Genomic DNA, 24,150 nt, shown 5'->3' on the forward strand with positions numbered 1-24,150 from the left:
CCGAAAGGACCGTTCCGTGGCAGCCCCTACCCCGTCCCGCACCTCCGACTGGTGGCGCGACGCCGTCATCTACCAGGTCTACCCGCGCAGTTTCGCCGACGGCGACGGGGACGGCACCGGTGACCTGGCGGGCGTCCGGGCGAGACTGCCCCACCTGGCGGCGCTCGGCGTGGACGCCCTCTGGTTCACCCCCTGGTACGACTCCCCGATGGTCGACGGCGGGTACGACGTCGCCGACTACCGGGCCGTCGACCCCGCCTTCGGCACCCTCGGCGAGGCCGAGAAGCTGATCGCGGAGGCCGCCGCACTCGGCCTCCGCGTCATCGTCGACATCGTCCCCAACCACGTCTCCGACCAGCACGCCTGGTTCCGGGAGGCGCTCGCCGCCGGACCCGGAAGCCCCGCCCGCGAGCGCTTCCACTTCCGGCCCGGACGCGGCGAGCACGGCGAACTCCCGCCCAACGACTGGCCCTCCCAGTTCTCCGGGTCCACCTGGACCCGCGTCCCCGACGGCGAGTGGTACCTCCACCTCTTCACCCCCGAGCAGCCCGACCTCAACTGGTCCCACCCCGAGGTCCGCCGCGAGCACGAGGACGTCCTGCGCTTCTGGTTCGAGCGCGGCGTCGCCGGGGTCCGCATCGACTCCGCGGCCCTCCTCACCAAGGACCCCGACCTCCGCGACTTCACCGAGGGCGTCGACCCCCACCCGTACATCGACCTCGACGAGATCCACGACGTCTACCGCTCCTGGCGGGCGATCGCCGACGAGTACGGCGGCGTCTTCGTCGGCGAGGTCTGGCTCCCCGACGCCGAGCGCTTCGCCCGCTACCTCCGCCCCGACGAACTCCACACCGCCTTCAACTTCAGCTTCCTCGCCTGCCCCTGGGAACCCGGCCGGCTCCGCCGCACCATCGACGACACCCTCGCCGAGCACGCCCCCGTCCACGCCCCCGCCACCTGGGTGCTCTGCAACCACGACGTCACCCGGACCGCCACCCGGTACGGACGCGCCGACACCGCCTTCGACTTCGCCACCAAGCGGTTCGGCACCCCCACGGACCTGGAGCTCGGCACGCGCCGCGCCCGCGCCGCCGCGCTCCTCACCCTCGCCCTGCCCGGCTCCGTCTACCTCTACCAGGGCGAGGAACTGGGCCTCCCCGAGGCCGACATCCCCCTGGACCGCATCCAGGACCCGATGCACTTCCGCTCCGGCGGCACCGACCCCGGCCGCGACGGCTGCCGCGTCCCCCTCCCCTGGGAGGCGGCGGCTCCCTCGTACGGCTTCGGCACCCCGGCCGGTACGGAACCCTGGCTGCCGCAGCCCGCCGACTGGGCCCGCTACGCCGTCGACCGGCAGCACGAGGACCCCGGCTCCATGCTCACCCTCTACCGCACCGCCCTCGCGCTCCGCCGTACCGAGCGGGGCTTCGGCGACGGAGCGATGAGCTGGCTCCCGGCGGCCGACGGCGTCCTCGCCTTCACCCGGGACCACGGCCTGACCTGCGTCGTCAACCTCTCCGCCGACCCCGTCGCCCTCCCGCCCCACACGGCGCTCCTGCTCACCAGCGGGCACCTGTCCGCCGACGGCACCCTCCCTCCGGACACCGCCGCCTGGCTGCGCGCCTAGAGCCTGTCTGGCCCTAAGGCCGGTCCGACGCGAGACTCCGCCGCGGCGCCCGCGCGCCGCGGCTCCCTCCTGCCCGAGAAGCGAGCTCAGATGATGATCCCCCGCCGCGTCCGTCCGCGCGCCCGCGCCGGTGCCAGAGCCACCGCCGTCGCCTGCGCGCTCCTCTGCCTCGGTCAGACGGCCGCCGCCACGGCGACCGCCGCCCCCGGCCCCGCCCCCGACCCAGCCCCCACGACCGCCGCCGTCCCCGCCGTCACCCGCGCCGGTCTCGACCCGGTGCTCGTCGCCGGTCGGGGCGCCGAGGTCGCCTTCGACGAGCAGGAGGCGGAGAACGCCCGTACCACCGGCACCGTCATCGGCCCCGACCGCACCCCGTACACCCTTCCCTCGGAGGCGTCCGGCCGGAAGGCGGTCCGGCTCGTCCCCGGCCAGTACGTCGAGTTCACCCTGCCGCGCGCGGCGAACGCCCTGACCGTCCGCTACAGCCTCCCGGACGCGGCCGGCGGCGGCGGGATCACCGCGCCCCTGGACGTCACCGTCGACGGACGTCACCGCAGGACGATGACGCTGACCTCGGCGTACTCCTGGCTCTACAACCAGTACCCGTTCACCAACGACCCCGGCGCCGGCCCGCTCCACCCCGACTGGTGGCTCACCGAGTGCGCCTGCGTCCCGGCCGCCACCACGCCGACGCCCGTCTTCGACAAGCCCTTCCGGCCCACCCACTTCTACGACGAGCAGCGCCTGCTCCTCGACAGGACCTTCCGGGCGGGGGAGACGGTACGGCTCACGGTGCCGGCCGGCAGCCCCGCCGCCTGGACCGTGATCGACCTCCTCGACACCGAACGGGTCGCCCCGCCGCACGTGGAGCGCGGCGGGATCGACGTACGGCTCCTGGGGGCGGACCCCACCGGCCGCCGGGACGCGGCGCCCGCGATCGAGCGGGCCATCGCCCTCGCCCGCCGCCTGGACCGGCCCGTCTACCTGCCGCCGGGCACCTTCCGGGTGGACCGGCACATCGAGGTCGACGACGTCACCCTCGTCGGCGCGGGCAACTGGCACACCGTCCTCAAGGGCCGCCAGGTCACCCTCGCCGAACCGGCCCCCGACGGCTCCCGCCACACCGGTGTCGGCCTCTACGGCAAGCCGGCCGCCGAGGGCGGCAGCCGCGGGGTGCACCTGCGCGGCTTCGCGATCGAGGGCGACGTCCGCGAGCGGATCGACACCGACCAGGTCAACGCGATCGGCGGCGCGATGAGCGACTCCACCGTCGACGGCCTCTACCTGCACCACACCAAGGTCGGCCTCTGGTTCGACGGGCCCATGAGTAACGTCCGGGTGACGGACAACGTCATCGCCGACCAGATCGCGGACGCCCTCAACTTCCACACCGGAGTCACCGACTCGCTCGTACGGAACAACTTCGTGCGCAACACCGGGGACGACGGCATCGCCCTCTGGTCGGAGAAGACCGCCGACGCCCGCAACACCGTCGACCGCAACACCGTCCAGTCACCCACCCTCGCCAACGGCATCGCCGTCTACGGCGGCACCGACACCACCGTCAGCGGCAACCTCGTCGCCGACCCCGTGCGCGAGGGCAGTGGCCTCCACGCGGGCGCCCGCTTCGGCGCCGAACCCTTCACCGGCAGCCTGCGCTTCACGGACAACACCACCGTCCGCGCCGGCACCCTCGACCTCAACTGGCGGATCGGCCTCGGCGCCCTCTGGCTGTACGCCCTCGACGGCTCGATCGACGCCGATGTCCGGGTCACCGGGGACCACTACCTCGACTCCACGCACAACGCCGTCATGCTGGTCAGCGAGTACGGGGTCAGGGACCGGTTCGCCATCCCCTCGGTCCACTTCAAGGACATCCGTGTCGACGGCACGGGGAACTCCGTCGTCAGCGCCCGCACGAAGGGCTCCGCCACCTTCGAGAACGTGGACGCCCGCAACGTCGGGTCGGTCGGCGTGAACAACTGCGGTTCCTTCCACTTCCCCAGCACCGGATCCGAGTTCACCCTCGCCGACCGGGGCGGCAACGACGGCGGCTGGCTGGCCCCCTGGCTGCTGCCGAACACCCTCACCTGCGACGACCGTCCGCCGGTCGTCACGCCCCCGGCCCCCGCGCCGTGGTCCTGACCCCGGGGTGGCGTCCGCTCTGCAATTCGGCTTACTTAAATCAGCTGATTGACGCAATCTTTTTGCAGAGTTTGCGCTAGAGTTGCGTGCATGACGCGACGACTTGCTCAGGTGGCGAAGAAGGTGGGGGTCAGCGAGGCGACGGTGAGCCGGGTCCTCAACGGCAAGCCGGGGGTCTCCGATTCGACCAGGCAGGCCGTGCTCTCGGCGCTCGACGTGCTCGGTTACGAGCGGCCGACGCAGCTGCGGGGCGAACGCGCCCGGCTCGTCGGCCTCGTCCTTCCGGAGCTCCAGAACCCCATCTTCCCCGCGTTCGCCGAGGTCATCGGCGGCGCCCTCGCCCAGCAGGGGCTGACCCCGGTCCTCTGCACCCAGACGAAGGGCGGCGTCTCGGAGGCCGACTACGTGGAGCTGCTGCTCCAGCAGCAGGTGTCCGGCGTGGTGTTCGCCGGCGGGTTGTTCGCCCAGGCGGACGCCCCGCACGACCACTACTACCGGCTCGCGGAGCGCAACATCCCGGTCGTCCTCGTCAACGCGTCGATCGAGGGTCTCGACTTCCCCTGCGTGGCCTGCGACGACGCCGTCGCCATCGAGCAGGCGTGGCGCCACCTCGCCTCCCTGGGCCACGAGAGGATCGGGCTGGTCCTCGGTCCCGAGGACCACGTGCCGTCCCGTCGCAAGCTGGAAGCGGCCCGCGTGGCGGCCGCGGCGGCGGGCATGGCCTGGGACGACGTGCTCTTCGAGCGGTCCGTCTTCTCCCTGGAGGGCGGTCAGGCCGCCGCGACGCGCCTGCTCGGCCGCGGCGTCACCGGCATAGTCTGCGGCAGCGACCCGCTGGCCCTGGGCGCGATCAGGGCCGCCCGGCGGAAGGGCCTGTCGGTCCCCGCGGACGTCTCCGTCGTCGGCTTCGACGACTCCGCCTTCATGACCGTGACCGAGCCGCCGTTGTCGACGGTGCGCCAGCCCATCGAGGCCATGGGGCGCGCGGCCGTGGACCTGCTGATCGCCCAGATCCAGGGCGCCCAGCACCATCTGGGGGAGCTGCTCTTCGAGCCCGAGCTCGTCGTCCGCGGTTCGACGGCCCCGCCGCCGACGCGCTGACCCCTGCGGCTCGCCGATAACCGAACAGAAAGCCCCTGACGGCACCGATATCCCGCACTGAGCGGCGGGACATCGGTGCCGTCGGCGTTTCCGCGCGATGTCGTCTGTCTGTGAGTCGACGAAGGCCGTTGACAAAGTCGTCATCCAGGAGAAACCTTGCGGGCTGGCGGCGCAAATGAGCCACAGAGTTACTCAAGAATGTGGCAGCCCGTCGTTCAGTCCCTTTTGGATTCTTGTCGGAGTCGTGCCAGGTCGGGCGAAGACAGATCACTGGCCCTGCCGGCATCGCGGAGAGGTCACCATGAGAGGCACACATCCGAGCAGGCGGCTGGGGGTCGGTCTGCTGACAGCGGGCCTGATCTCCCTCGGGCTGCTCCCCGTCCCCGCGCAGGCCGCGGTCGAGACGAACCTCGCCCTCGGCAGAGCGGCGACAGCAGGCGGTGCGAACGGCGGCTACCCGGCCTCCAACATCACCGACGGAAGCCAACAGTCCTACTGGGAAGGCCCGTTGGGCTCCTTCCCGCAGTGGGTCCAGGTCGACCTGGGCAGCCAGGTCGAGCTCGACCGCCTCACGCTCAAACTGCCGACCGGCTGGGAAGCCCGTAACGAGTCCCTCGCCGTCCTCGGCAGCGCCGACGGCACCACCTTCAGCACCATCACCGCCTCCCAGGCGCGGGCGTTCACCCCGTCCGCCGCCAACACGGTGGCCATCGACCTGCCGGCGGCCACGGCCCGCTTCGTACGGATCCAGGTGGCCTCCAACACCGCCTGGAACGCCGCCCAGCTCTCCGAACTGGAGGTCTACGGCGAGCCCGGAGGCGGCCAGGACCCGGGCGATCCGCCACCGGCCACCGGTACGAACCTGGCCCGCGGCAAGCAGATCGAGGCCACCTCCACCACGCAGAACTACGTGGCCGGGAACGCCAACGACGACAGCACGTCCACCTACTGGGAGTCCGCCGGCTTCCCCGCCTCGCTGACCGTGAAGCTCGGCGCGGACGCCGACGTCCAGGCCGTGGCCGTCAAGCTCAACCCCGACGCCGCCTGGGGACCCCGTACCCAGTCCCTGGAAATCCTCGGCCGAGCCGCGAACGCCACCGGCTTCACCACGCTGAAGGCCCGCGCCGACTACGCCTTCAGCCCGTCGTCCGGCCAGAACACCGTCACCATCCCCGTCTCCGGCCGCGTGTCCGACCTGCGTCTGACGGGCTTCTCCAACAACGGCGCCCCCGGCGCCCAGGTGGCCGAGCTCCAGGTCATCGGCGTCTCCGCCCCGGCCCCCGACCTCGTCGTCAACGAGCTCGCCTGGGAGCCCGCAACCCCCTCCGAGGCGGACACCGTCACCGCCCAGGTCGCCGTCCGCAACGCGGGCACCGCCGCCTCGCCCGCGAGCACGGTCAACGTCAGCGTCGAGGGCACCGTCGCCGGTGCCGCCCCGGTCCCCGCCCTCGCGGCCGGCCAGTCGGCCACCGTGGCCGTCGCTCTCGGCAAGCGGCCGGAAGGCTCGTACACCGTCTCGGCGGCCGTCGACCCGACGGACACCGTGCCCGAGCTCGACAACGGCAACAACAGCCGCACCGCCACGAACAAGCTGAACGTCACGCAGACCCCGGGCCCGGACCTGACGGTCACCGGCATCACCCCCAACCCGTCGGCCCCCGCGGTCGGCACCCCCGTCTCCTTCACGGTCGCCGTCAAGAACCGCGGCACCTCCGCCGTGGCGGCCGGCAGCGTCACCCGCCTCACCGTCGGCACCGCCACCCTCAACGGCACCACCCCGGCCATCGCCGCGGGCGCCACCGCGGACGTCGCCCTCACCGGCACCTGGACGGCCACCGACGGCGGCGTCACGCTCACCGCCACCGCCGACGCCACCGGAACCGTCACCGAGACCAACGAGAACAACAACGTCCTCGGCCGCTCCCTGGTCGTCGGACGCGGAGCCGCCGTGCCGTACACGGAGTACGAGGCCGAGCGCGCCGCCTACCGCGGCACCCTCCTGTCCACCGACTCCACCCGGCCCTTCGGCCACACCAACTTCGCCACCGAGTCCTCGGGCCGCGAATCCGTCCGGCTCAACTCCACCGGCGACTACGTGGAGTTCACCTCCACCAACGCCGCCAACTCGATCGTCGTCCGCAACGCGATCCCGGACGCCCCGGGCGGCGGCGGCCAGGAGGCCACCCTCGGCCTCTACGCGGACGGGCAGTTCGTCCGCAAGCTGACCCTCTCCTCCAAGCACAGCTGGCTCTACGGCACCACGGACCAGCCGGAGGGGCTCACCAACACCCCGGGCGGCGACGCCCGCCGCCTCTTCGACGAGTCCCACGCCCTGCTGACCCAGTCCTACCCGGCCGGCACGAAGTTCCGCCTCCAGCGGGACGCGGGCGACACCGCCGCCTACTACGTCCTCGACCTGATCGACCTGGAGCAGGTCGCCCCGCCGGCCGCGAAGCCCGCCGAGTGCGTCTCGATCACCCAGTACGGGGCCGTCCCCAACGACGGCATCGACGACACCGACGCCCTCCAGCGCGCCGTCACCGCCGACCAGAAGGGCGAGATCCCCTGCGTCTGGATCCCGGCGGGCCAGTGGCGCCAGGAACAGAAGATCCTCACCGACGACCCGCTGAACCGCGGGCAGTACAACCAGGTCGGCATCAAGGACGTCACCATCCGCGGGGCCGGTATGTGGCACTCACAGCTCTACACCCTGACCCCGCCGCACCTGGCCAACGGGATCAACCACCCGCACGAGGGCAACTTCGGCTTCGACATCGACGACAACACCAGGATCTCGGACCTCGCCATCTTCGGCTCCGGCACCATCCGCGGCGGCGACGGCAACGCCGAGGGCGGCGTCGGCCTCAACGGCCGCTTCGGCAAGAACACGAAGATCGCCAACGTCTGGATCGAGCACGCCAACGTCGCCGCCTGGGTCGGCCGCGACTACTCCAACATCCCCGAACTGTGGGGCCCCGGCGACGGCCTGGAGTTCAGCGGCATGCGGATCCGGAACACCTACGCCGACGGCGTCAACTTCTCCAACGGCACCCGCAACTCCACCGTCTACAACTCCACGTTCCGCAACACCGGCGACGACGCGCTCGCGGTGTGGGCCAACAAGTACGTCAAGGACACCTCGGTGGACGTCGGCCACGACAACCACTTCCGCAACAACACCGTCCAGCTGCCCTGGCGCGCCAACGGCATCGCGGTATACGGCGGTTACGGCAACACCATCGAGAACAACGTGGTCTCCGACACCATGAACTACCCGGGGATCATGCTGGCCACCGACCACGACCCGATCCCCTTCTCCGGGCAGACCCTGATCGCCAACAACGCCCTGTACCGCACGGGCGGCGCCTTCTGGAACGAGGACCAGGAGTTCGGGGCCATCACCCTCTTCGCCCAGGGGCCCGACATCCCGGGCGTCACCATCCGGGACACCGACATCCACGAATCGACGTACGACGGGATCCAGTTCAAGACCGGCGGCGGCGCCATGCCGAACGTCAAGGTCACGAACGTGAGGATCGACAAGTCGCTGAACGGCTGCGGAATCCTCGCGATGAGCGGCGCCCGCGGCAGCGCCACGCTCACCAACGTCACCGTCACGAACTCCGCCAAGGGTGACCTCTGCTCCCAGCCCGGCACGCAGTTCGTCCTCAACCAGGGCTGACCTCCCCCCCCACCACGCGAGAAGCGAGGAACGATGAGAACCCCCACCTGGCGGTCACGGTGCCTGAGCGCCGCGATCGCGACCAGCCTGCTGGCGCTGGGCGGCCCCCTGACGGCCGCCCACGCCGCCGGCGGACCCAACATCGCGCTCGGCGACACCGCCTCCGCCGCCAGCGCCCAGTCCGGCTACACCGCCGCCAACATCACCGACGGCAACCAGAACACGTACTGGGAGAGCGCCGGCGGCTCCCTGCCCCAGTGGGTCCAGGCCGACCTCGGCACCGCCACCCGCGTCGACGAGGTCGTCCTGAAGCTGCCCGCCGGCTGGGAGACCCGGAACCAGACCCTGTCCGTCCAGGGCAGCGCCGACGGCACCAGCTTCACCACCCTGAAGAGCTCCGCCACCTACACCTTCAGCCCCGGCTCGGCCAACACGGTCACCGTCGCCTTCCCGGCCACGCTGACCCGCTTCGTACGGGTCCACGTCACCGCCAACACCGGCTGGCAGGCCGCCCAGCTCTCCGAACTGGAGGTGCACGCCGCCGAGGGCTCCTCCGCGAACCTCGCCGCGGGCAAGACCCTCACCGCCAGCAGCCACACCGAGGTGTACGCCGCCCCCAACGCCAACGACGGCAACCGGGCCAGCTACTGGGAGAGCACCAACAACAGCCTGCCGCAGTGGCTCCAGGCCGACCTCGGAGCGGCGGTCGCCGTCAACAAGGTCGTCCTCAAGCTCCCGGCCGGCTGGGGCGCCCGCAGCCAGACCCTGAAGATCCAGGGCAGCACCAACGGGACCGAGTTCACCGACCTCTCGGCCTCCCAGGCCTACGCGTTCAACTCCGGCAACGACAACACCGTGACGATCACCCTGGACTCCACCACCACGCGCTACGTACGCGTCCTGGTGACCGCGAACACGGTCCAGCCCGCCGCGCAGATATCCGAGCTGGAGGTCTACGGTCCCGCCACCGGCGACACCCAGGCGCCGACCGCCCCGGCGAACCTGAGGTACACCCAGCCCGCCACCGGGCAGATCACGCTCGACTGGAACGCCTCGACCGACGACGTCGGCGTCACCGGGTACGAGATCTACGCGAACAACGTCCTGCTCACCACGGTCGCGGGCAACGTCACCAGCTTCACCGACAACCGCCCCGCCGACCAGACCGTCTCCTACCGGGTCCGGGCCAAGGACGCGGCCGGCAACCAGTCCGGGGACAGCAACACCGTCACCCGGATCGGCGACGGCGGGGACACCCAGGCACCGACCGCCCCGGCGAACCTGGCGTACACCGAGCCCGCCGCCGGGCAGGTCAGGCTCGCCTGGAGCGCCTCGACCGACAACAAGGGCGTCACGGCGTACGACGTCTACGCGAACAACGTCCTGCGCGGCAGCGTCTCCGGGTCCGTCACCACGTACACCGACACGCAGCCGGCGAGCGCCACCGTCACGTACCACGTGGTGGCCAGGGACGCGGCGGGCAACTCCTCCGTCGCCTCGAACAGCGTGACCCGCAACGGGAGCGGCGCCACCGGCTCCAACCTCGCCGTCGGCAAGCCGATCGACGCCTCCTCGACCACGGGGACCTTCGCCGCGGCCAACGCCAACGACAACGACACCGCCACCTACTGGGAGAGCGGAGGAGGCGCCTACCCGGCCACTCTCACCCTCAAGCTCGGGTCCAACGCCGACCTCGACCGCGTCGTCCTGAAGCTCAACCCGGCCCAGGTGTGGCAGTCCCGCACCCAGACCGTCGAGGTCCTCGGCCGCGAGCAGAACGCGAGCGGCTTCACCACCAAGGTCGCGGCGAAGAGCTACACCTTCGACCCCGCGAGCGGCAACACCGTCACCATCCCGCTGACCGCGCGCCTGGCCGACATCCAGCTCAAGGTCACCGCCAACTCCGGTGCGCCCGGCGCCCAGATCGCCGAGTTCCAGGCTGTCGGCGTCCCCGCGCCCAACCCGGACCTCACCGTCACCGGACTGTCCACGGCGCCCCTCGCGCCCGACGAGGACGACGAGATCACGGTCTCCGCCACCGTCCGCAACGACGGTGCGCTCGCCGCCCCGGCGAGCAAGGTGGCGGTCCGCCTCGGCGGCACCAAGATCGCCACCGGGCAGACCCCGGCCCTGGCCCCCGGGGAGCAGGCCACCGTCCCCGTCTCCGTCGGCGTGCGCGCCGCCGGCTCGTACGAGCTGAGCGCGGTCGCGGACGAGGCGGGCGAGGTCCTGGAACAGAACGAGACCAACAACACCTACACCCGTCCCACCGCCCTGGTGGTCAAGCCGGTCGCGAGCGCGGACCTCGTCGCCACCTCGGTGACGACCGTCCCGTCGAGCCCCAGCGCCGGGGACGCCGTCACGTTCAAGGTCGCGGTGCGGAACCAGGGCACCGTGGCGACCTCGGGCAGCGGTCAGGACGTCACGCTGGAGCTCGTCAACGCGCAGGGAGGCGTGGTCAGGACGCTGACCGGCTCGCACGCCGGCGCGCTCGCGGCGGGGGCCGGCGCCGAGGTCAGCCTCGGCACGTGGACCGCGGTGAACGGCTCGTACACCGTCAGGACGGTCCTCGCCGCCGACGCCGCCGAGCTGCCGGTCAAGCGGGAGAACAACACCCAGAGCCGTCCGCTGTTCGTCGGCCGCGGCGCGAACATGCCGTACACGACGTACGAGGCGGAGGAGGGCACCACCGGGGGAGGGGCCGCGGTCGTCGGCCCCAACCGGACCATCGGCGACATCGCCGGTGAGGCCTCCGGCCGCAAGGCCGTCACCCTGGACGCCACCGGCGAGTACGTCGAGTTCACCACCCGCGCGGCCACCAACACCCTCGTCACCCGCTTCTCGATCCCGGACGCCCCGGGCGGCGGCGGCATCAGCACCACCCTGAACGTCTACGTCGACGGCGTGCTGAAGAAGGCCATGCCGCTGACCTCGAAGTACGCCTGGCTGTACGGTGCCGAGGCCGGCCCCGGCAACGACCCGGGCTCCGGGGCGCCGCGTCACATCTACGACGAGGCGAACCTGATGTTCGGCGAGACCATCCCCGCCGGCAGCAGGATCCGGCTCCAGAAGGACGCGGCGAACTCGGCCGCCCACTACGCGATCGACTTCGTCAGCCTGGAGCAGGTCGCCCCCGTCGCGAACCCGGACCCGGCCGCGTACACGGTGCCGGCCGGCTACACGCACCAGGACGTCCAGAACGCGCTCGACAAGGTGCGGATGGACACCACCGGGAAACTCGTCGGCGTCTACCTCCCGGCCGGTGACTACCAGACCTCCAGCAAGTTCCAGGTCTACGGCAAGGCGGTCAAGGTCGTCGGCGCAGGCCCCTGGTACACGAGGTTCCAGGCTCCGACCACGCAGGACAACACCGACATCGGCTTCCGTGCCGAGGCCACCGCCAACGGCTCGCTCTTCAAGGGCTTCGCCTACTTCGGCAACTACGTCACCCGCATCGACGGGCCCGGCAAGGTCTTCGACTTCCAGAACACCGCCGACATCGTCATCGACGACATCTGGAACGAGCACATGGTCTGCCTCTACTGGGGCGCCAACACCGACCGGATGACGATCAAGAACTCCCGGATCCGGAACATGTTCGCCGACGGCGTCAACATGACCAACGGCTCCACCGACAACCTCGTGTCGAACAACGACGCCCGGGCCACCGGGGACGACAGCTTCGCCCTCTTCTCGGCGATCGACGCGGGCGGCGCGGACATGAAGAACAACGTCTACGAGAACCTCAGCACCACGCTCACCTGGCGCGCCGCCGGCCTCGCGGTCTACGGCGGCTACAACAACACCTTCCGCAACGTCCACATCGCCGACACCCTCACCTACTCCGGCATCACCATCTCCTCGCTGGACTTCGGCTACCCGATGAACGGCTTCGGGACCGTCCCGACGAACTTCGAGAACATCTCGATCGTCCGGGCCGGCGGCCACTTCTGGGGCAACCAGTCCTTCCCCGGCATCTGGATCTTCTCCGCCTCGAAGGTCTTCCAGGGAATCCGGGTCAGCCACGTGGACATCGTCGACCCCACCTACAGCGGCATCATGTTCCAGACCAAGTACACCGGCTCGCAGCCGGAGAACCCGGTGAAGGACACCGTCTTCACCGACATCTCCATCACGGGCGCGAAGCGGAGCGGCGACGCCTGGGACGCACGGTCCGGCATCGGCATCTGGGCCAACGAGATGCCCGAACCCGGTCAGGGCCCCGCCGTCGGCGAGGCGACCTTCAACTGCCTGCGCATGCAGGACAACGCCGAGAACATCAGGAACACCACCAACCTCAAGATCAACATCAACCCCTGCTGATCCACCCGATCCACCGGATCGCGCGGATCCACCCGATCCGCGCGATCCGCGGCACTCACTGAGAAGCGCCTGACCGGGGCAGCCGCCCGGGTCAGGCGCTTTGTGCCACCGACCACGAACCGGTCCGGTCGGGGGCCGGCAGCACACTGAAGTGCTGGCCGAGGAGGACGCTCTCCGCGCGCGCCTGTATCCGGGAGGCGAGAACGGGGAGTTCACCGCTGCGGTCGGCGGGAACGGACAGCGCCAGGGTGGCGACCGCCCCGCCGGCCGTGCTGGGCACGGCCGCGCAGACGGTTCCCAGCGCGTACTCCTGGTACTCGTAGACGGGCCGGTCGTGGGAGAGGGCCGCGAGCCGCCGTTCGAGCGCCGCCCGGCTGGGGACGGTGAAACGGGTGAGGGGGGTGACGGGATACCGGTCGAGATGGTCGGCCCGCGCCTTCTCGCCCAGCCGCGAGAGGATCGCCTTCCCGACCGCGTGGGCGTGCCCCGTCGCCCCGAACCCCGCCCACTCGATGACCGGGGGATGTTCGGCCAGGTGCGACACCGCCGTCACGCGTATCTCCCCGTCCCGGTAGACGGCGTAGTAGACCGCGGCCTCCAGTTCCTCGCTGAGACGGTCCACCCAGGCCTGGGCGGGCAGGGGACCGGGCGCGGGCGCGGGCGTCAGAGGGGAGCCCGTCAGGACGTAGGCCTGCCGCTCGTTGAGCACCAGGCCCTCGTGGATGAGCGTGCGCAGCAGGTGGTACGCCGTGGGCAGGGGCAGATCGGTGTCCCGCGCGAGCTGCTTGGCCGTGGCGGTTCCGCCCCGCTGCTCCAGGGCGCGGAGCAGGCGCAGGGCCCGCTGGACGGACTGGATGAGGGTCGGTGCCCCCGCCGGGCGAGGTTCCGCCATGGGAAGAGTCCTGTTCGAGACGGGGGCGTGTGATCGGAGCGACCTCACGATGTCACGGACCGGAACCGGAGCAAAGCGCGGGCCGCCCGTCACGGGGCGTGGACGTCGCGCCGGTCGAAGAGGGGCAGGGCGACGGCGGCGAGGAGCAGGGCGAGGCCGGCCGGGGCGGCGTAGCGCCACCAGTCGGCGGTGGTGGTGAGGGGCTCGCCGCCGAGGGCCCAGTTCCAGGGGGAGACGTACTGGAAGTCCTTCCAGCCCTCCCGGAGCGGAAAGAGCGCCGAGACGACGTAACCGGCGACCGTGAGGCCGACGCCCGCGCCGAGGACGGCGGAGGGCCGGGAGGTGACGGCGGCCGTCATCAGGCAGGCCGCGCCGGCGACCAGGGCGGTGAGGGTGCACAGGACGACCGTGGACAGCAGGCGGGGTACGGAGGTGCCGAGGTCCCAGACGGCGTCCGCGACCAGTTGGACCAGGAGGACGGCGACGCCGAGGCCGAGGGTCGCCGTCGTGACCGCGAGCGCGCGGGCGAGGAGGACGGCGGTACGGGAGACGGGCTGGGTGAGGAGGAGTTCGTACTGTCCCGACTCCTCCTGGCGCGCGGTGAGCGTGGTGGTGAAGGAGGCGGCGGCGACGGCCATGAGGAGGGGGACGAGGAGGGCGTAGAGGTTGCCCCAGAGGAAGCCCTCGGGGGAGCCGAGGTCGCCGATCCCGAGCGCCTGGACCAGGCCCTCGGGCATGCTCGACGTGAGCCCGGACGTGTCCGGGCTGTCCTCGAAGGCGGGCCAGAAGGCCGTGGTGAGAACGATGAGCGCGGCGAGGGACAGCGCCCAGACGCACCAGGAGCGGCGCAGGGCGCGCAGCGCGCCGGCCGTGAGGACGGGGATCATCGTGCCGCCTCCCCGCCGTGGTCCTCGTACAGCTCGCGGAAGGCGTCCTCCAGGTCCGGTTCGGCGATCTCCACCGACAGCGGGCGGGCGGCGGCGAGGGCGGTGAGGAGGGGTTCGGGCGGGCCGGACAGCCGGGCGCGGAGCCGCGGTCCGTCGACGGCCACGTCGGTCACGCCGGGGACGGCCGTCAGGTCGGGTACGGAGCCGGGGGAGCCGAAGGCGGCTTCGACGCGCTGGGCGGCGTTGCCCCGCAGCTCCTCGACCGTGCCGCGGGCGACGATCCGGCCGCCGCGCAGCACGACCGCCCGGTCGGCGGTGCGTTGGACCTCCGCCAGGACGTGCGAGGAGAGCAGGACGGCGGCGCCGCGGGCGCGGGCCTCGCGGACGAGGTCGCGGAAGACCTGCTGGAGCAACGGGTCGAGACCGCTGGTCGGTTCGTCGAGGACGAGGAGGTCGGCACGGCTCATGAACGCGCCGACGAGGGCGACCTTGCGGCGGTTGCCGGTGGACAGGCCGTGGGTCGCCTTCGTCGGGTCGAGACCGAGACGTTCGGTGACGTCCGCGCGGCGGCCGGGGTCGCAGTCGCCGCGCAGCCGGGCGACGGCGTCGAGGAGCTCGCCCGCGGTGGTACGGGCCGGGAGGCGGAGTTCGCCGGGGACGTAGGCGACCCTGCGCCGGGCCGCGACCCCGCCCCGGCGGGCGTCGGCGCCGAACAGGCGCACGGTGCCCTCGGTGGGCCGCAGCAGGTCGAGGAGACAGCGGATGGTGGTCGACTTGCCCGCGCCGTTCGGCCCGAGGAAGCCCACGACCTCGCCGGGCCGGACGTCGAGGTCGACCCCGCGTACGGCCCGGAAGCCGCCGTAGTCCTTCACCAGGCCGTCGATGTCGACGACGTTCACGTCCGTCATGGCGCGTCCCCTCCTCGTGGACGGACGACGCGGGTCCGTCGCGCGGCCACCAATCCGACGCTAGGCGGGTGGAACGCGCCCGGCACCCGTGGCTGGGCCGGACGAGTGATCCGCCACCGGGCCGTCTGCTCCGTTCGCGCGATACGCGAGCGCGGGAGAGGCTCGGTGGGGGCGTGGTCGCCGCGCGCCACCCCTTCGGAGACCGCCTCGGCCCGGGAAATGGGAGGTACGCGTGGAAGCGGAACCCGTGACGACGTCTCACCGCGCGGACCCGAGGCCGGGGGACGACGCCGTCCTGGACGCGCTGTTCACCCAGTCCGACATAGGCCTCCACGTGCTGGACACCCGGCTGCGCGTCGTCCGGGTCAACCCGGTCGCCGTGGGGATCCGCGGAATCCCCGCGGACCGGCTCCTCGGCCTGCCGGCGGTGCAGGCGTACGCCCTGGCCGGGGTGCGCGTCGACCCGGACGTGCTGCGGACCGTGCTCGCCACGGGCCTTCCGGCGCGGAACCTCCTCGTCACCGGTCACCCCGTCGGCGACCCCAGGGTGCCGCACGTCTTCTCCGCCTCCGCCCACCGTCTCCAGGACGCCGACGGGCAGGTGCTCGGCCTGGTCGTCACGAGCACCGACGTCACCGCGCGGGAACGCGCCCGGGCCCGGCTGAGGCTGCTGCGCGAAGCGCAGGAACGGATCGGGACCAGCCTCGACGTGGAGCGCACCGCCCGGGAACTCGTCGACGTGGTGCTGCCGGGCTTCGCCGACTCCGTCGTCGTCGCCCTCACCGACGCCGTGCTGAAGGGCCGGGAGCCGGGCCTGCGGTCCCGCGAGCCGGCCCCGCTGCTGCGCTGCGCGGCGGCGGCCCGTACGGACACGGGCCCGCCGGTCCCCGTGCCGGGCGCCGCCCTCCTGCCGGGCATCTTCGGGGACGAACTCCCGACCGAGGCGGTCCTCCTCCCGCACGCACCGGACGACGGACCCTCCGACAGCAGCCTGGTCGCCCCGCTCACCGTACGAGGGCAGATCTTCGGAGCCGTCGCCTTCCGGCGGTCGGCCGAAACGGAACCGTACGGCGAGGACGACGTCGACCTCGTCGACAGCATCGTGACCCGCGCGGCGACATGCCTGGAGAACGCCCTGCGGTTCACCCGCGAACACGTGATCACCACGGCACTGCAGAGCTGGCCGCTGCACCAGGACGCGGCCACGCACGCGGCCGTGGACGTGGCTCAGCGACACCGCCCGGGTGGCGGCGAGGGCGGCAGCGGCGAGGGCGCCTGGTTCGACGTCATCCCCCTCCCGGGAGCGCGGGTCGCGCTCGTCGTCGGACAGGTCGAGAACGCGGGGCTCAGCGCCGTCGCGACGATGAGCCGGCTCAGGACCGCCGTCCACAGCCTCAGCACCCTCGACCTCGACCCGCACGAGCTGCTCGCCCGCCTCCACAGCACCACGCTCCGCCTCGCCGCCGAGCACGCGAACGGGCCGGACGGCGACCGGCCGACGGCTCACTGCACCCTGGCCGTCCACGACCCCGTCAACGGCCGGCTCGACCTCGCCCGCGCGGGCACCTCACTGATCGCCGTCGTCCGGCCCGACGGCTCGATCGACACACGGCCCGTCGACGAGGGACCGCTTCTCGGCGCGGAGGGCCCGCCGTTCGCGTGCGCGACACACGTCCTGCCCGAGGGCAGCACGCTCTGCGTGGTCTCCCCGGCCACGTCGGGCGAGGGCGCCCCCCGTACCGAGGACCTCGTCGGCGCCCTCCACGTCCCCGACCGCGACGTGGAGACGATGGCGGACGCCGTGGCGGGACTCCTGGCGCCCGACCGTGTCGTCCTGCTGGCCAGAACGCGACACCTTCCGCCGGACGAACTGGCCGAATGGGCCGTCCCCTCCGACGTCTCGGCCGTCGCCGAGGCGCGCACGCACGTCGAGGAACGGCTCCGGCGGTGGAACCACCCCGCCGACCCGTTCACGGTGACGCTCGTCGTCAGCGAACTCGTCACCAACGCCGTCCGCTACGGCGCCGAGCCGATCACCCTGCGGCTGATCAGGACTCCCCGGACCCTCGTCTGCGAGGTCGCCGACGCCGGCCGGACCGCACCGCACCTCCGTCACGCCAAGGCCGTCGACGAGGGCGGGCGAGGACTCCTCATCTGCGCCACCCTGGCCGAGAACTGGGGCGTCCGGCACAGCGACGAGGGCAAGACCGTCTGGGCCGAACTGGGCGAGGAGTGACCACGGCGGACGCCGGGCCCGGCACCGCTTCGGCGTGAGGGGATCATGTCCGTCTCGCGAACACCGCCGTCCGTCACGGGTCTACGGCGGGCACGGGCCGGATACCTAGTGTCGTTCCCGAACCCGGCCGCGCGTCGCCCGGGCGGATCGGAGGACGAGGACAGTGACGACGACATCGGGAACGGCCGACCTCACGGCTCTGGCCGGCCATTACGACGAGCACGGGTACGTGCTCGTCAAGGGGCTGCTGAGCAGGGAGGAGGCGGCCGCCTGCCGCCAGTCCGCCCACGAGGTGCTGGACAGGCTGGACGACGACGAGAACGCGACGTGGGACTCGGCGGCCGGTCTCGCGGCCGGAGCACCGACCCGGCTGCGGCACCTGCACGACGTGCAGTTCCACTCCGCGGCGTTCTCGCGGCTCCTGACGGACGAGCGTTTCACCCGCGTCGCCGCTGCGGTGCTCGGTGGGCCGAACGTGCAGCTGCACCACACCAAGCTGTTCGTGAAGCCGCCGGAGAACGGGTCGCCGTTCCCTCCGCACCAGGACCACCCGTTCTTCCCGCACACCCACCACCGCGTCGGTGCCGCGATCTTCCACCTGGACGACGCGCCGGAGGAGAAGGGCTGCGTGCGGATCCTGCCGGGAAGCCACCGCCAGGGTCCCCTGGAACACCTGGAGGACGGCGGCTACCACCTTCCCGACGTGCCGTTCGAGACGACCGTGCCGCTCTCCGCCGAGGCCGGCGACGTGCTCTTCTTCTCGTACCTGACCGTCCACGCCTCCGGCGTCAACCGCGGCGACGAGGCCCGCACCACCTGGCTCGTACAGTTCAGGGACCCGGCGGATCCGCCGGCGGTACGGGCGCACGAGCATTCGCGGGGGCAGGGCATGATGCTGGCCGGCGTCGACCCCACGGGCAGGAGGACCGGTTGAGCCTGGAGGACGTGGTCCGGGCCGGCTCGTTCACGGAGCTGAGTGGTGTGCTCCGGACCTGCCAGGCCGGGGCCTTCCAGGTCGACTTCTTCAGCTGGGGCTTCTACCCGACGTCGCCGTGGCGCAACTACCGCCACCGGCACTCCTTCTACGAGGTCTGCCTCGCCTACAGCGGAGCCGGGCGGTTCAGCACCGGCGCGCGGCACCACGACGTCGGTGCCGGTGACGTCTTCCTCGCACGGCCGGGCGACGAGCACGAGATCGAGTCGAGCCGTACGGAGCCCCTGGGCATCGCCTTCTGGAGTTTCGCGCTCCGGGCCGGGCAGGACGGGCCGGGCCCCGGGGAACGGGGGTGGTGGTCGGGGCTCACCGACACCACGAAGCCGACGGTGTCACGGCGTATCGGCTCGCTGCCGTCCCTGGTGACCGCGCTCGCCGAGCACGCGGCGCCGGTGCGGTCCGGGTACGAGTCCGTGCTCTCGGGCCTCGGGGCCGCACTCGTGGTGGACACCGCGCGCGCCTTCGCGGCCGAGGAGGACCTGTGGACGCCCTCACCCGCGACGCCCCGGCTGTCGCCCGAGGTGGCGGAGATGCGGCGCTACCTGGCCGACCACCTGTCCCGGCCCGTGACGGTCCCGGAGATCGCCGCCGCCGTCCATCTGTCGGCACGTCACGCCGAGCGGTTGTTCCGGCGGGAGACGGGCGGCTCGTTGATGGCGACCCTGCGCCGGATGCGGCTCGACCTGGGTGCGGTCCTGCTCCTGGACTCCGGCACCTCGGTGACGGAGGTGGCCCACGCCTGCGGTTACGCCGACGTCCGCGCCTTCGGCACCGCGTTCCGGCGCGCGTACGGCCACTCGCCCCTCGCCCACCGGGCCCTGAACGGCACCCTGCACCTGTGACGCCGACGCCGCCCTACAGGAAGGGCTGCGCGGGGGCCGGGCCGAGCGTGGTGGTGCCGGCGGTGCGGTGGCCGAGACCCGTGCGGTACGCGTCGAGGGCCGCGTCCACCCGGCCGGTGCGGCGCAGCAGATCACCCAGGAGCCGGCACAGATCGGCGAGGTCACCGGCGGCGCCCGCCCGTTCCAGGAGACTCAGCGCGCGGACGTAGTGTTCCTCGGCCTCCTCGGTGCGGTGGGCGTCCTCGGCGATGATGCCGAGGAGCCGGTGGGCGGCGGCCGCGTGGACCGCGCCGCGTTCCGAGGAGAGACCGTCGAGCACCCCCCGGAGGAGGTCCGAGGCCTCCTCGGACTCGCCACGCCGGTGCAGCACGTCGGCGAGCTCCACGGCGACCTGGCTGCTGTAGAGGGTGGCGCGACGGGAGGTGAGCATGGCCAGGGCAGCACGCAACTCCTCCTCCGCGCTGGAGAGTTCGCCGTTCTGCGCGTACACGTACCCCCGCATCCAGCGGCAGTTGGCGAGCTCCGTACGGATCTTCAGCTGGTGGTACATCTCGGCGGCCTTGGCGAGCGAGGCGTCGGCCTCGGCGACCCTGCCCTCGGCGAGCAGGGTGCGGGCGACCGAGCGGTGCATCCGGGCGATCAGCGCCGGGTCGCCGGCCTGGGGGGCGAGGGCGAGCGCCAGCTCCGCGGCCTGGGCGGCGCGGGCCTGCGCGCCCATGTCCATGTACGGGTTGATCAAGGCGGTGTGCAGCAGGAGCAGGGCGTCGGGGTCGTGCAGCCCGGTGTGGTTGATCTCCTCGAGCGTGGACTCCAGGAGGTAGACGGCGTAGCGGAGTTCGCCGGTCAGGTAGTGGGCGACGGCGCGGCCGCGCCGGGCCGGGACGCGGGCGGGCAGCGAGGACTCGGCCAGGGTCTGTTCGGCGTGCTCGAAGTGCTCGCGGGCGGCCGTGAGGTCCCCGGTGTCGAGACCGCATTCGCCGAGCCCGAGCAGCGCGGTGGCCTGCTCGTCGACGAGCCCGTGGGTGACGGCCTCCGCCAGCAGCTCGGTGTACTGGAGGCGGGCCTGTTCGGCCTCGCCGTCGGTGAGGACGCGCTGCGCCTCGGTGAGCCGGAGCCGTAGGTCGGTGGCGAGGTGGGCGGGCCGTCCGGTGGCGAGTTCCTCGAAGGCGACGCCGAGCCGGTCGGCGAGGTGGCGCAGCGCCTCGTCGGAGGGGCGCACCCGGCCGGCCTCGAGGGTGGAGACGTAGGCGGGCGTGTAGGAGGGCTCGGCCAGCTGCCGCTGTGTCAGCCCGCGCTCGCGCCGCAGCCGCTGCACTCTCCGGCCGATCGTCTCGGGGTCGTCCCGCTTCGCCATGCGCCCCATCATGCCAGCGCCTCCCTCCGCCCGGGCCCTTGTGCCCCCGACGCCGAACCCTCTAATTTAAGCGGCCAGTTAAGCACAGTTAACTCACTGCTTGAGAGGGGTCTTCGTGCCCAGACACGGATCTGCCCGCACCCGCTGGATCGTCTCCGCCGCCGTCACCGCCGCCGCCCTCCTCGCGGGCGCGGGCACGGCCGGCGCCGACGCGGCCGGAGCGGAGCCCGGCGCCGCCGCCGGCTCCGGACCGGTGGCGACGCACGAGGTCGAGTACTTCGACGGCCCGGGAGCCACGCCCCGGCACAAGAGGGTCCCGGCCCAGGCCCCGGCGAGAATCACCGGCCGCGCGTCCGCGAAGGCGACCGCGCCCGCCCCGACCGCCGCCGCGGTCACGCCCGTCCAGGAGACCGGGCCGGTCTCCGGGCGTCTCGACCTGGTCGTCATGGGCGACGGCTACACCGCCGGGCAGCAGGCCGACTTCCACGCGGACGCGCGGGCCACGCTCGACGCGGTCTTCGCCGTCGAGCCGTACGCGAGCTACCGCGGACTGTTCAACATCTGGCTGGTGGACGCCGCCTCCGCCGAGTCCGGCGTCTCCGGCGACCCGACCGCGGGAGTCGTGCGGAACACGGCCCTCAGCTCCTACTTCTTCTGCGACGGCACGGAGCGGCTGCTCTGCCTCGACACGTCGAAGGTCACCACGTACGCCGCCCAGGCGCCGGCCTCCGACATCGTCTTCGTCATCGCCAACTCCACCAAGTACGGCGGCGCGGGCTACAGCTTCGACACCCCGCCGAGCGGAGCGTCGTACCGCGGCATCGCGACCATGTCCTCCGACAACCCGCAGTCGTACCTCATAGGCGCCCACGAGCTCGGTCACTCGATAGGCCTGCTGGCCGACGAGTACCAGTACGCCGGCTACGGCGCCTACCCGTACCCCTCGTCCGCCAGCACCAACATCTCCGTCACCGCCGCCCTCGGCACGAGCAAGTGGTACCGCTGGCTGGGCGAGCAGGACCCGACCGGCTCCGTGATCGGCACCTACGAGGGCGGCGACTACTACGAGACGGGCGTCTACCGCCCGACCAGCACCTCCCTGATGCGGACCCTGACCTCCACGCGGTTCAACCACGTCGGACGCGAGGCGATGATCAAGGGCTTCTACACCTACGCGGACGCCCTGACCTCGACCGTGCCCACCGGCACACGGGTCGGCCCGAACCAGGCGATCGCCGTCCAGCTCGCCCCGGTCTCCGGCCTGGCGAGCCCGGTCCTGACCTGGTACGTCGACGGGAAGCCGGTCACCTGGGCCACGGGGGACCTGTCGGTGACCCCCGCCGAACTCGGCGCGGTCCGCGGCGGTCAGCGGGTCACGGCCACGGTGACCGACACCACGGCGGCCGTCCGCGACCCCGCGGTCCGCACGGCGACGAGCAACTCACTGACGTGGCGTCTGCGCTGACGGTCCCCGGACGGAGCTCGGCCGGGCTCGGTTGCGAGCCCGGCCGGGCGCTCGTGCGTCCTTGAACCGGTCCTCCAGCCGGCATCCTCTAGCCGGCAAGGGACCCGTTCCTGGTGTCGGCCGCGGACTGCCAGGCCTGAATGCCGGCCCGGGAGGCCTCCTTGGCCTGGAGCCACTTCGCGGCCGCCTGCTGGGCCGTGGGCCTGTTCATGTCGCGGATCGCGCGTCGACCGGCCGAGAACAACGCGAAGGCCCCGATGACCATGCCGGTGCAAGCCACTACGGCACCGGCCGCGGTGAGCACGGCACCGGTCGCGACGAGCCGGGTGTCGATCTCGATCGACCGATGGGACGGGTGATGGTTCTGGTCCATGACCCCACCATCCAATGGCCGGAACCACCTCGCATCCGGGCCGGGGGCTCACTACGCCGTACGCGGTCGGATGTGCGCCGAAGCGGCGAGGGAAGGTCCGTCGAGGCCGCCACCTCGGGGCCACGGGCCCGGCAGTCAGGAATCCGCCCTGCGACGGCGCCGGCGGCGCAGGTACCAGGCCACGTTGACCGCCATGGACAGCACGACCAGAGCGACCACGATCGCCGGGTACTGGCTGCCCATGAGCCGTACGTCGGCGAGGACCAGGAACACCACCGTGCCGATCGGCACCAGGAGCGACAGCAGCGCGTTGAGGATGCCGCCCACGAGCGCGGGCCGGGCCCGGGTGGCGTCCTCGGACGGGGAGACGGTCTCGCCCAGGTAGTACCGGGAGGCCCGTTCGCCGAGGTCCTGCGTCGCGCGGTGGTAGGAGTAGCCGAGGTAGGGCAGCCAGACCAGCGGGGCGACGAAGCCGACGAGCAGCACCGCCCCGACCAGCACCCACCGCCAGACGCGGACGGCCACGGACACCGGCCGCGGATCGGGGGTGACGATGCCGAGCAGGTACGCCATGCGCTTCACCAGGATCACCAGCGCGGCGGCGCGACCGGGGGACGTGTCGGGCCGCGCCTTCACGGCGGCGTCCGCCAGCGCGGCGGCGGCCCGCTCCTCGTCCGGATACACGCCCTGGATCACCAGCAGCTCGGCCGCCCGGGCCGGATCGGTCGCCTCCCGCCCGGCCAGCGCCCCCAGCTCCAGCATCATCCGGCTCTGGGTGAGCAGCGCCGCGCAGAACGCGAACGGGGCGAGCACGATCAGCGGACCGCCCACGAAGGCACCCTCGCTCTGGCTGACCCGTCGGCCCCGCGTGATCACCATCGTGCGCAGCTCGGCCTCACCGGCCTCCGGGTGGGCGGCCCGGGCGCGGGCCACCGAGGCGTCGGCGCGCCGTCCGAGGCGGTGGACGGCGAAGTTGGCGAGGAGTTCGGGCAGGTGACCCGGATCCGCCAAGGCTGCCCGCAGCACGAAACGGGTCAGCGCGGACTCCGGGGCGTCGGCAGGCGGTTCCTCCACGAGGGCCACCCTCTCATCGTGGCCCGCTACCCGGAGGGACGACTCGTCCGCCGTGTCGCGCACGAGCGGCGCCGCCACTCGGGAGGGGCAAGGGAGGTTCCACCCGGTCCCCGCGCGGCCCGTGCCCGCCGAAACGAGGGCCATCGTCCCCACCGGTGAGGACCTGCGTCCCCGGAACGACGTCACGACGTCCGTGGTCCCGGTCACACCGGCCGTAGTCCCATGGACGAGATCCCGCACCGACAGA

The 24,150-nt window shown here is 72.3% G+C and carries 15 protein-coding genes; 9 read left to right on the plus strand and 6 right to left on the minus strand.

The window, feature by feature from the left end; genetic code table 11:
• The first annotated feature begins 16 nt into the window (after positions 1–16).
• From ACFC0Z_RS04025 to ACFC0Z_RS04045, 5 genes are all read left to right on the plus strand, one after another.
• On the plus strand, positions 17–1,627 hold the full coding sequence (locus tag ACFC0Z_RS04025; RefSeq protein WP_376432468.1) for a glycoside hydrolase family 13 protein: 1,611 nt from the start codon (positions 17–19) through the stop codon (positions 1,625–1,627).
• Between the two features lie 93 nt (positions 1,628–1,720).
• On the plus strand, positions 1,721–3,772 hold the full coding sequence (locus tag ACFC0Z_RS04030) for a glycosyl hydrolase family 28-related protein (RefSeq protein WP_376433444.1): 2,052 nt from the start codon (positions 1,721–1,723) through the stop codon (positions 3,770–3,772).
• Positions 3,773–3,862: 90 nt separating this feature from the next.
• A complete protein-coding gene (locus ACFC0Z_RS04035; RefSeq protein WP_376432470.1) occupies positions 3,863–4,873 on the plus strand; it encodes a LacI family DNA-binding transcriptional regulator in 1,011 nt (336 codons plus the stop codon).
• A 301-nt stretch (positions 4,874–5,174) separates the two neighbouring features.
• Positions 5,175–8,555 carry a CARDB domain-containing protein gene (locus ACFC0Z_RS04040; protein WP_376432472.1) on the plus strand — a complete coding sequence of 1,127 codons (3,381 nt, stop codon included), beginning with the start codon at positions 5,175–5,177 and terminating at the stop codon, positions 8,553–8,555.
• Between the two features lie 33 nt (positions 8,556–8,588).
• On the plus strand, positions 8,589–12,878 hold the full coding sequence (locus ACFC0Z_RS04045) for a discoidin domain-containing protein (protein ID WP_376432474.1): 4,290 nt from the start codon (positions 8,589–8,591) through the stop codon (positions 12,876–12,878).
• A gap of 91 nt (positions 12,879–12,969) precedes the next feature.
• Here the strand turns inward: ACFC0Z_RS04045 and ACFC0Z_RS04050 are convergent, their stop codons facing one another.
• From ACFC0Z_RS04050 to ACFC0Z_RS04060, 3 genes are all read right to left on the minus strand, one after another.
• Positions 12,970–13,770: an IclR family transcriptional regulator gene (locus ACFC0Z_RS04050; protein WP_376432476.1), complete on the minus strand. Its 801-nt coding sequence runs from the start codon at positions 13,768–13,770 to the stop codon at positions 12,970–12,972.
• Positions 13,771–13,859: 89 nt separating this feature from the next.
• Positions 13,860–14,657 (minus strand): ABC transporter permease subunit, encoded by a 798-nt coding sequence (locus tag ACFC0Z_RS04055; RefSeq protein WP_376432478.1) that lies wholly within the window; start codon positions 14,655–14,657, stop codon positions 13,860–13,862.
• Positions 14,654–15,565 carry an ABC transporter ATP-binding protein gene (locus ACFC0Z_RS04060; protein ID WP_376432480.1) on the minus strand — a complete coding sequence of 304 codons (912 nt, stop codon included), beginning with the start codon at positions 15,563–15,565 and terminating at the stop codon, positions 14,654–14,656. The genes ACFC0Z_RS04055 and ACFC0Z_RS04060 overlap by 4 nt, the downstream gene beginning before the upstream one ends.
• A 247-nt stretch (positions 15,566–15,812) precedes the next feature.
• On the opposite strand from ACFC0Z_RS04060, the gene ACFC0Z_RS04065 reads away from it, so the two are divergent.
• The 3 genes from ACFC0Z_RS04065 to ACFC0Z_RS04075 all read left to right on the plus strand — a co-directional run bounded on the left by ACFC0Z_RS04065 (position 15,813) and on the right by ACFC0Z_RS04075 (position 19,637).
• Positions 15,813–17,801 (plus strand): SpoIIE family protein phosphatase, encoded by a 1,989-nt coding sequence (locus tag ACFC0Z_RS04065; RefSeq protein ID WP_376432482.1) that lies wholly within the window; start codon positions 15,813–15,815, stop codon positions 17,799–17,801.
• Positions 17,802–17,964: 163 nt separating this feature from the next.
• On the plus strand, positions 17,965–18,735 hold the full coding sequence (locus tag ACFC0Z_RS04070; protein ID WP_376432484.1) for a phytanoyl-CoA dioxygenase family protein: 771 nt from the start codon (positions 17,965–17,967) through the stop codon (positions 18,733–18,735).
• The gene (locus tag ACFC0Z_RS04075) at positions 18,732–19,637 is read left to right on the plus strand and encodes a helix-turn-helix domain-containing protein (protein WP_376432485.1); all 906 of its coding nucleotides are present in this window, start codon (positions 18,732–18,734) and stop codon (positions 19,635–19,637) included. The genes ACFC0Z_RS04070 and ACFC0Z_RS04075 overlap by 4 nt, the downstream gene beginning before the upstream one ends.
• A 13-nt stretch (positions 19,638–19,650) precedes the next feature.
• Here the strand turns inward: ACFC0Z_RS04075 and ACFC0Z_RS04080 are convergent, their stop codons facing one another.
• Complete coding sequence (locus ACFC0Z_RS04080; RefSeq protein ID WP_376432487.1) at positions 19,651–20,991, minus strand: tetratricopeptide repeat protein; 1,341 nt, start codon at positions 20,989–20,991, stop codon at positions 19,651–19,653.
• A 115-nt stretch (positions 20,992–21,106) separates the two neighbouring features.
• Here ACFC0Z_RS04080 and ACFC0Z_RS04085 point away from each other — a divergent pair, with 115 nt between their 5' ends.
• Entirely contained in the window at positions 21,107–22,456 is a 1,350-nt protein-coding gene (locus tag ACFC0Z_RS04085; protein ID WP_376432489.1) for a M64 family metallopeptidase, read from the plus strand.
• Between the two features lie 88 nt (positions 22,457–22,544).
• Here ACFC0Z_RS04085 and ACFC0Z_RS04090 read toward each other — a convergent pair whose 3' ends face one another.
• Together ACFC0Z_RS04090 and ACFC0Z_RS04095 are read right to left on the minus strand one after the other, a co-directional pair.
• Positions 22,545–22,829, minus strand: a complete 285-nt coding sequence (locus ACFC0Z_RS04090) for a hypothetical protein (protein WP_376432491.1) — start codon at positions 22,827–22,829, stop codon at positions 22,545–22,547.
• Positions 22,830–22,964: 135 nt separating this feature from the next.
• Positions 22,965–23,903, minus strand: a complete 939-nt coding sequence (locus ACFC0Z_RS04095; RefSeq protein ID WP_376432493.1) for a hypothetical protein — start codon at positions 23,901–23,903, stop codon at positions 22,965–22,967.
• Positions 23,904–24,150: the final 247 nt, after the last annotated feature.

This window comes from Streptomyces sp. NPDC056144, from assembly GCF_042264145.1.
In the GTDB taxonomy this organism is placed as follows: Bacteria; Actinomycetota; Actinomycetes; order Streptomycetales; family Streptomycetaceae; genus Streptomyces.

Excerpts from the sequence above, each read along its gene's own strand:
- ACFC0Z_RS04030 (WP_376433444.1), top strand. The coding sequence starts at position 1,721 with ATGATCCCCCGCCGCGTCCGTCCGCGCGCCCGCGCCGGTGCCAGAGCC.
- ACFC0Z_RS04080 (WP_376432487.1), bottom strand. The coding sequence starts at position 20,991 with ATGGCGAAGCGGGACGACCCCGAGACGATCGGCCGGAGAGTGCAGCGG.
- ACFC0Z_RS04060 (WP_376432480.1), bottom strand. The coding sequence starts at position 15,565 with ATGACGGACGTGAACGTCGTCGACATCGACGGCCTGGTGAAGGACTAC.
- ACFC0Z_RS04035 (WP_376432470.1), top strand. The coding sequence starts at position 3,863 with ATGACGCGACGACTTGCTCAGGTGGCGAAGAAGGTGGGGGTCAGCGAG.
- ACFC0Z_RS04055 (WP_376432478.1), bottom strand. The coding sequence starts at position 14,657 with ATGATCCCCGTCCTCACGGCCGGCGCGCTGCGCGCCCTGCGCCGCTCC.
- ACFC0Z_RS04045 (WP_376432474.1), top strand. The coding sequence starts at position 8,589 with ATGAGAACCCCCACCTGGCGGTCACGGTGCCTGAGCGCCGCGATCGCG.
- ACFC0Z_RS04040 (WP_376432472.1), top strand. The coding sequence starts at position 5,175 with ATGAGAGGCACACATCCGAGCAGGCGGCTGGGGGTCGGTCTGCTGACA.
- ACFC0Z_RS04090 (WP_376432491.1), bottom strand. The coding sequence starts at position 22,829 with ATGGACCAGAACCATCACCCGTCCCATCGGTCGATCGAGATCGACACC.
- ACFC0Z_RS04050 (WP_376432476.1), bottom strand. The coding sequence starts at position 13,770 with ATGGCGGAACCTCGCCCGGCGGGGGCACCGACCCTCATCCAGTCCGTC.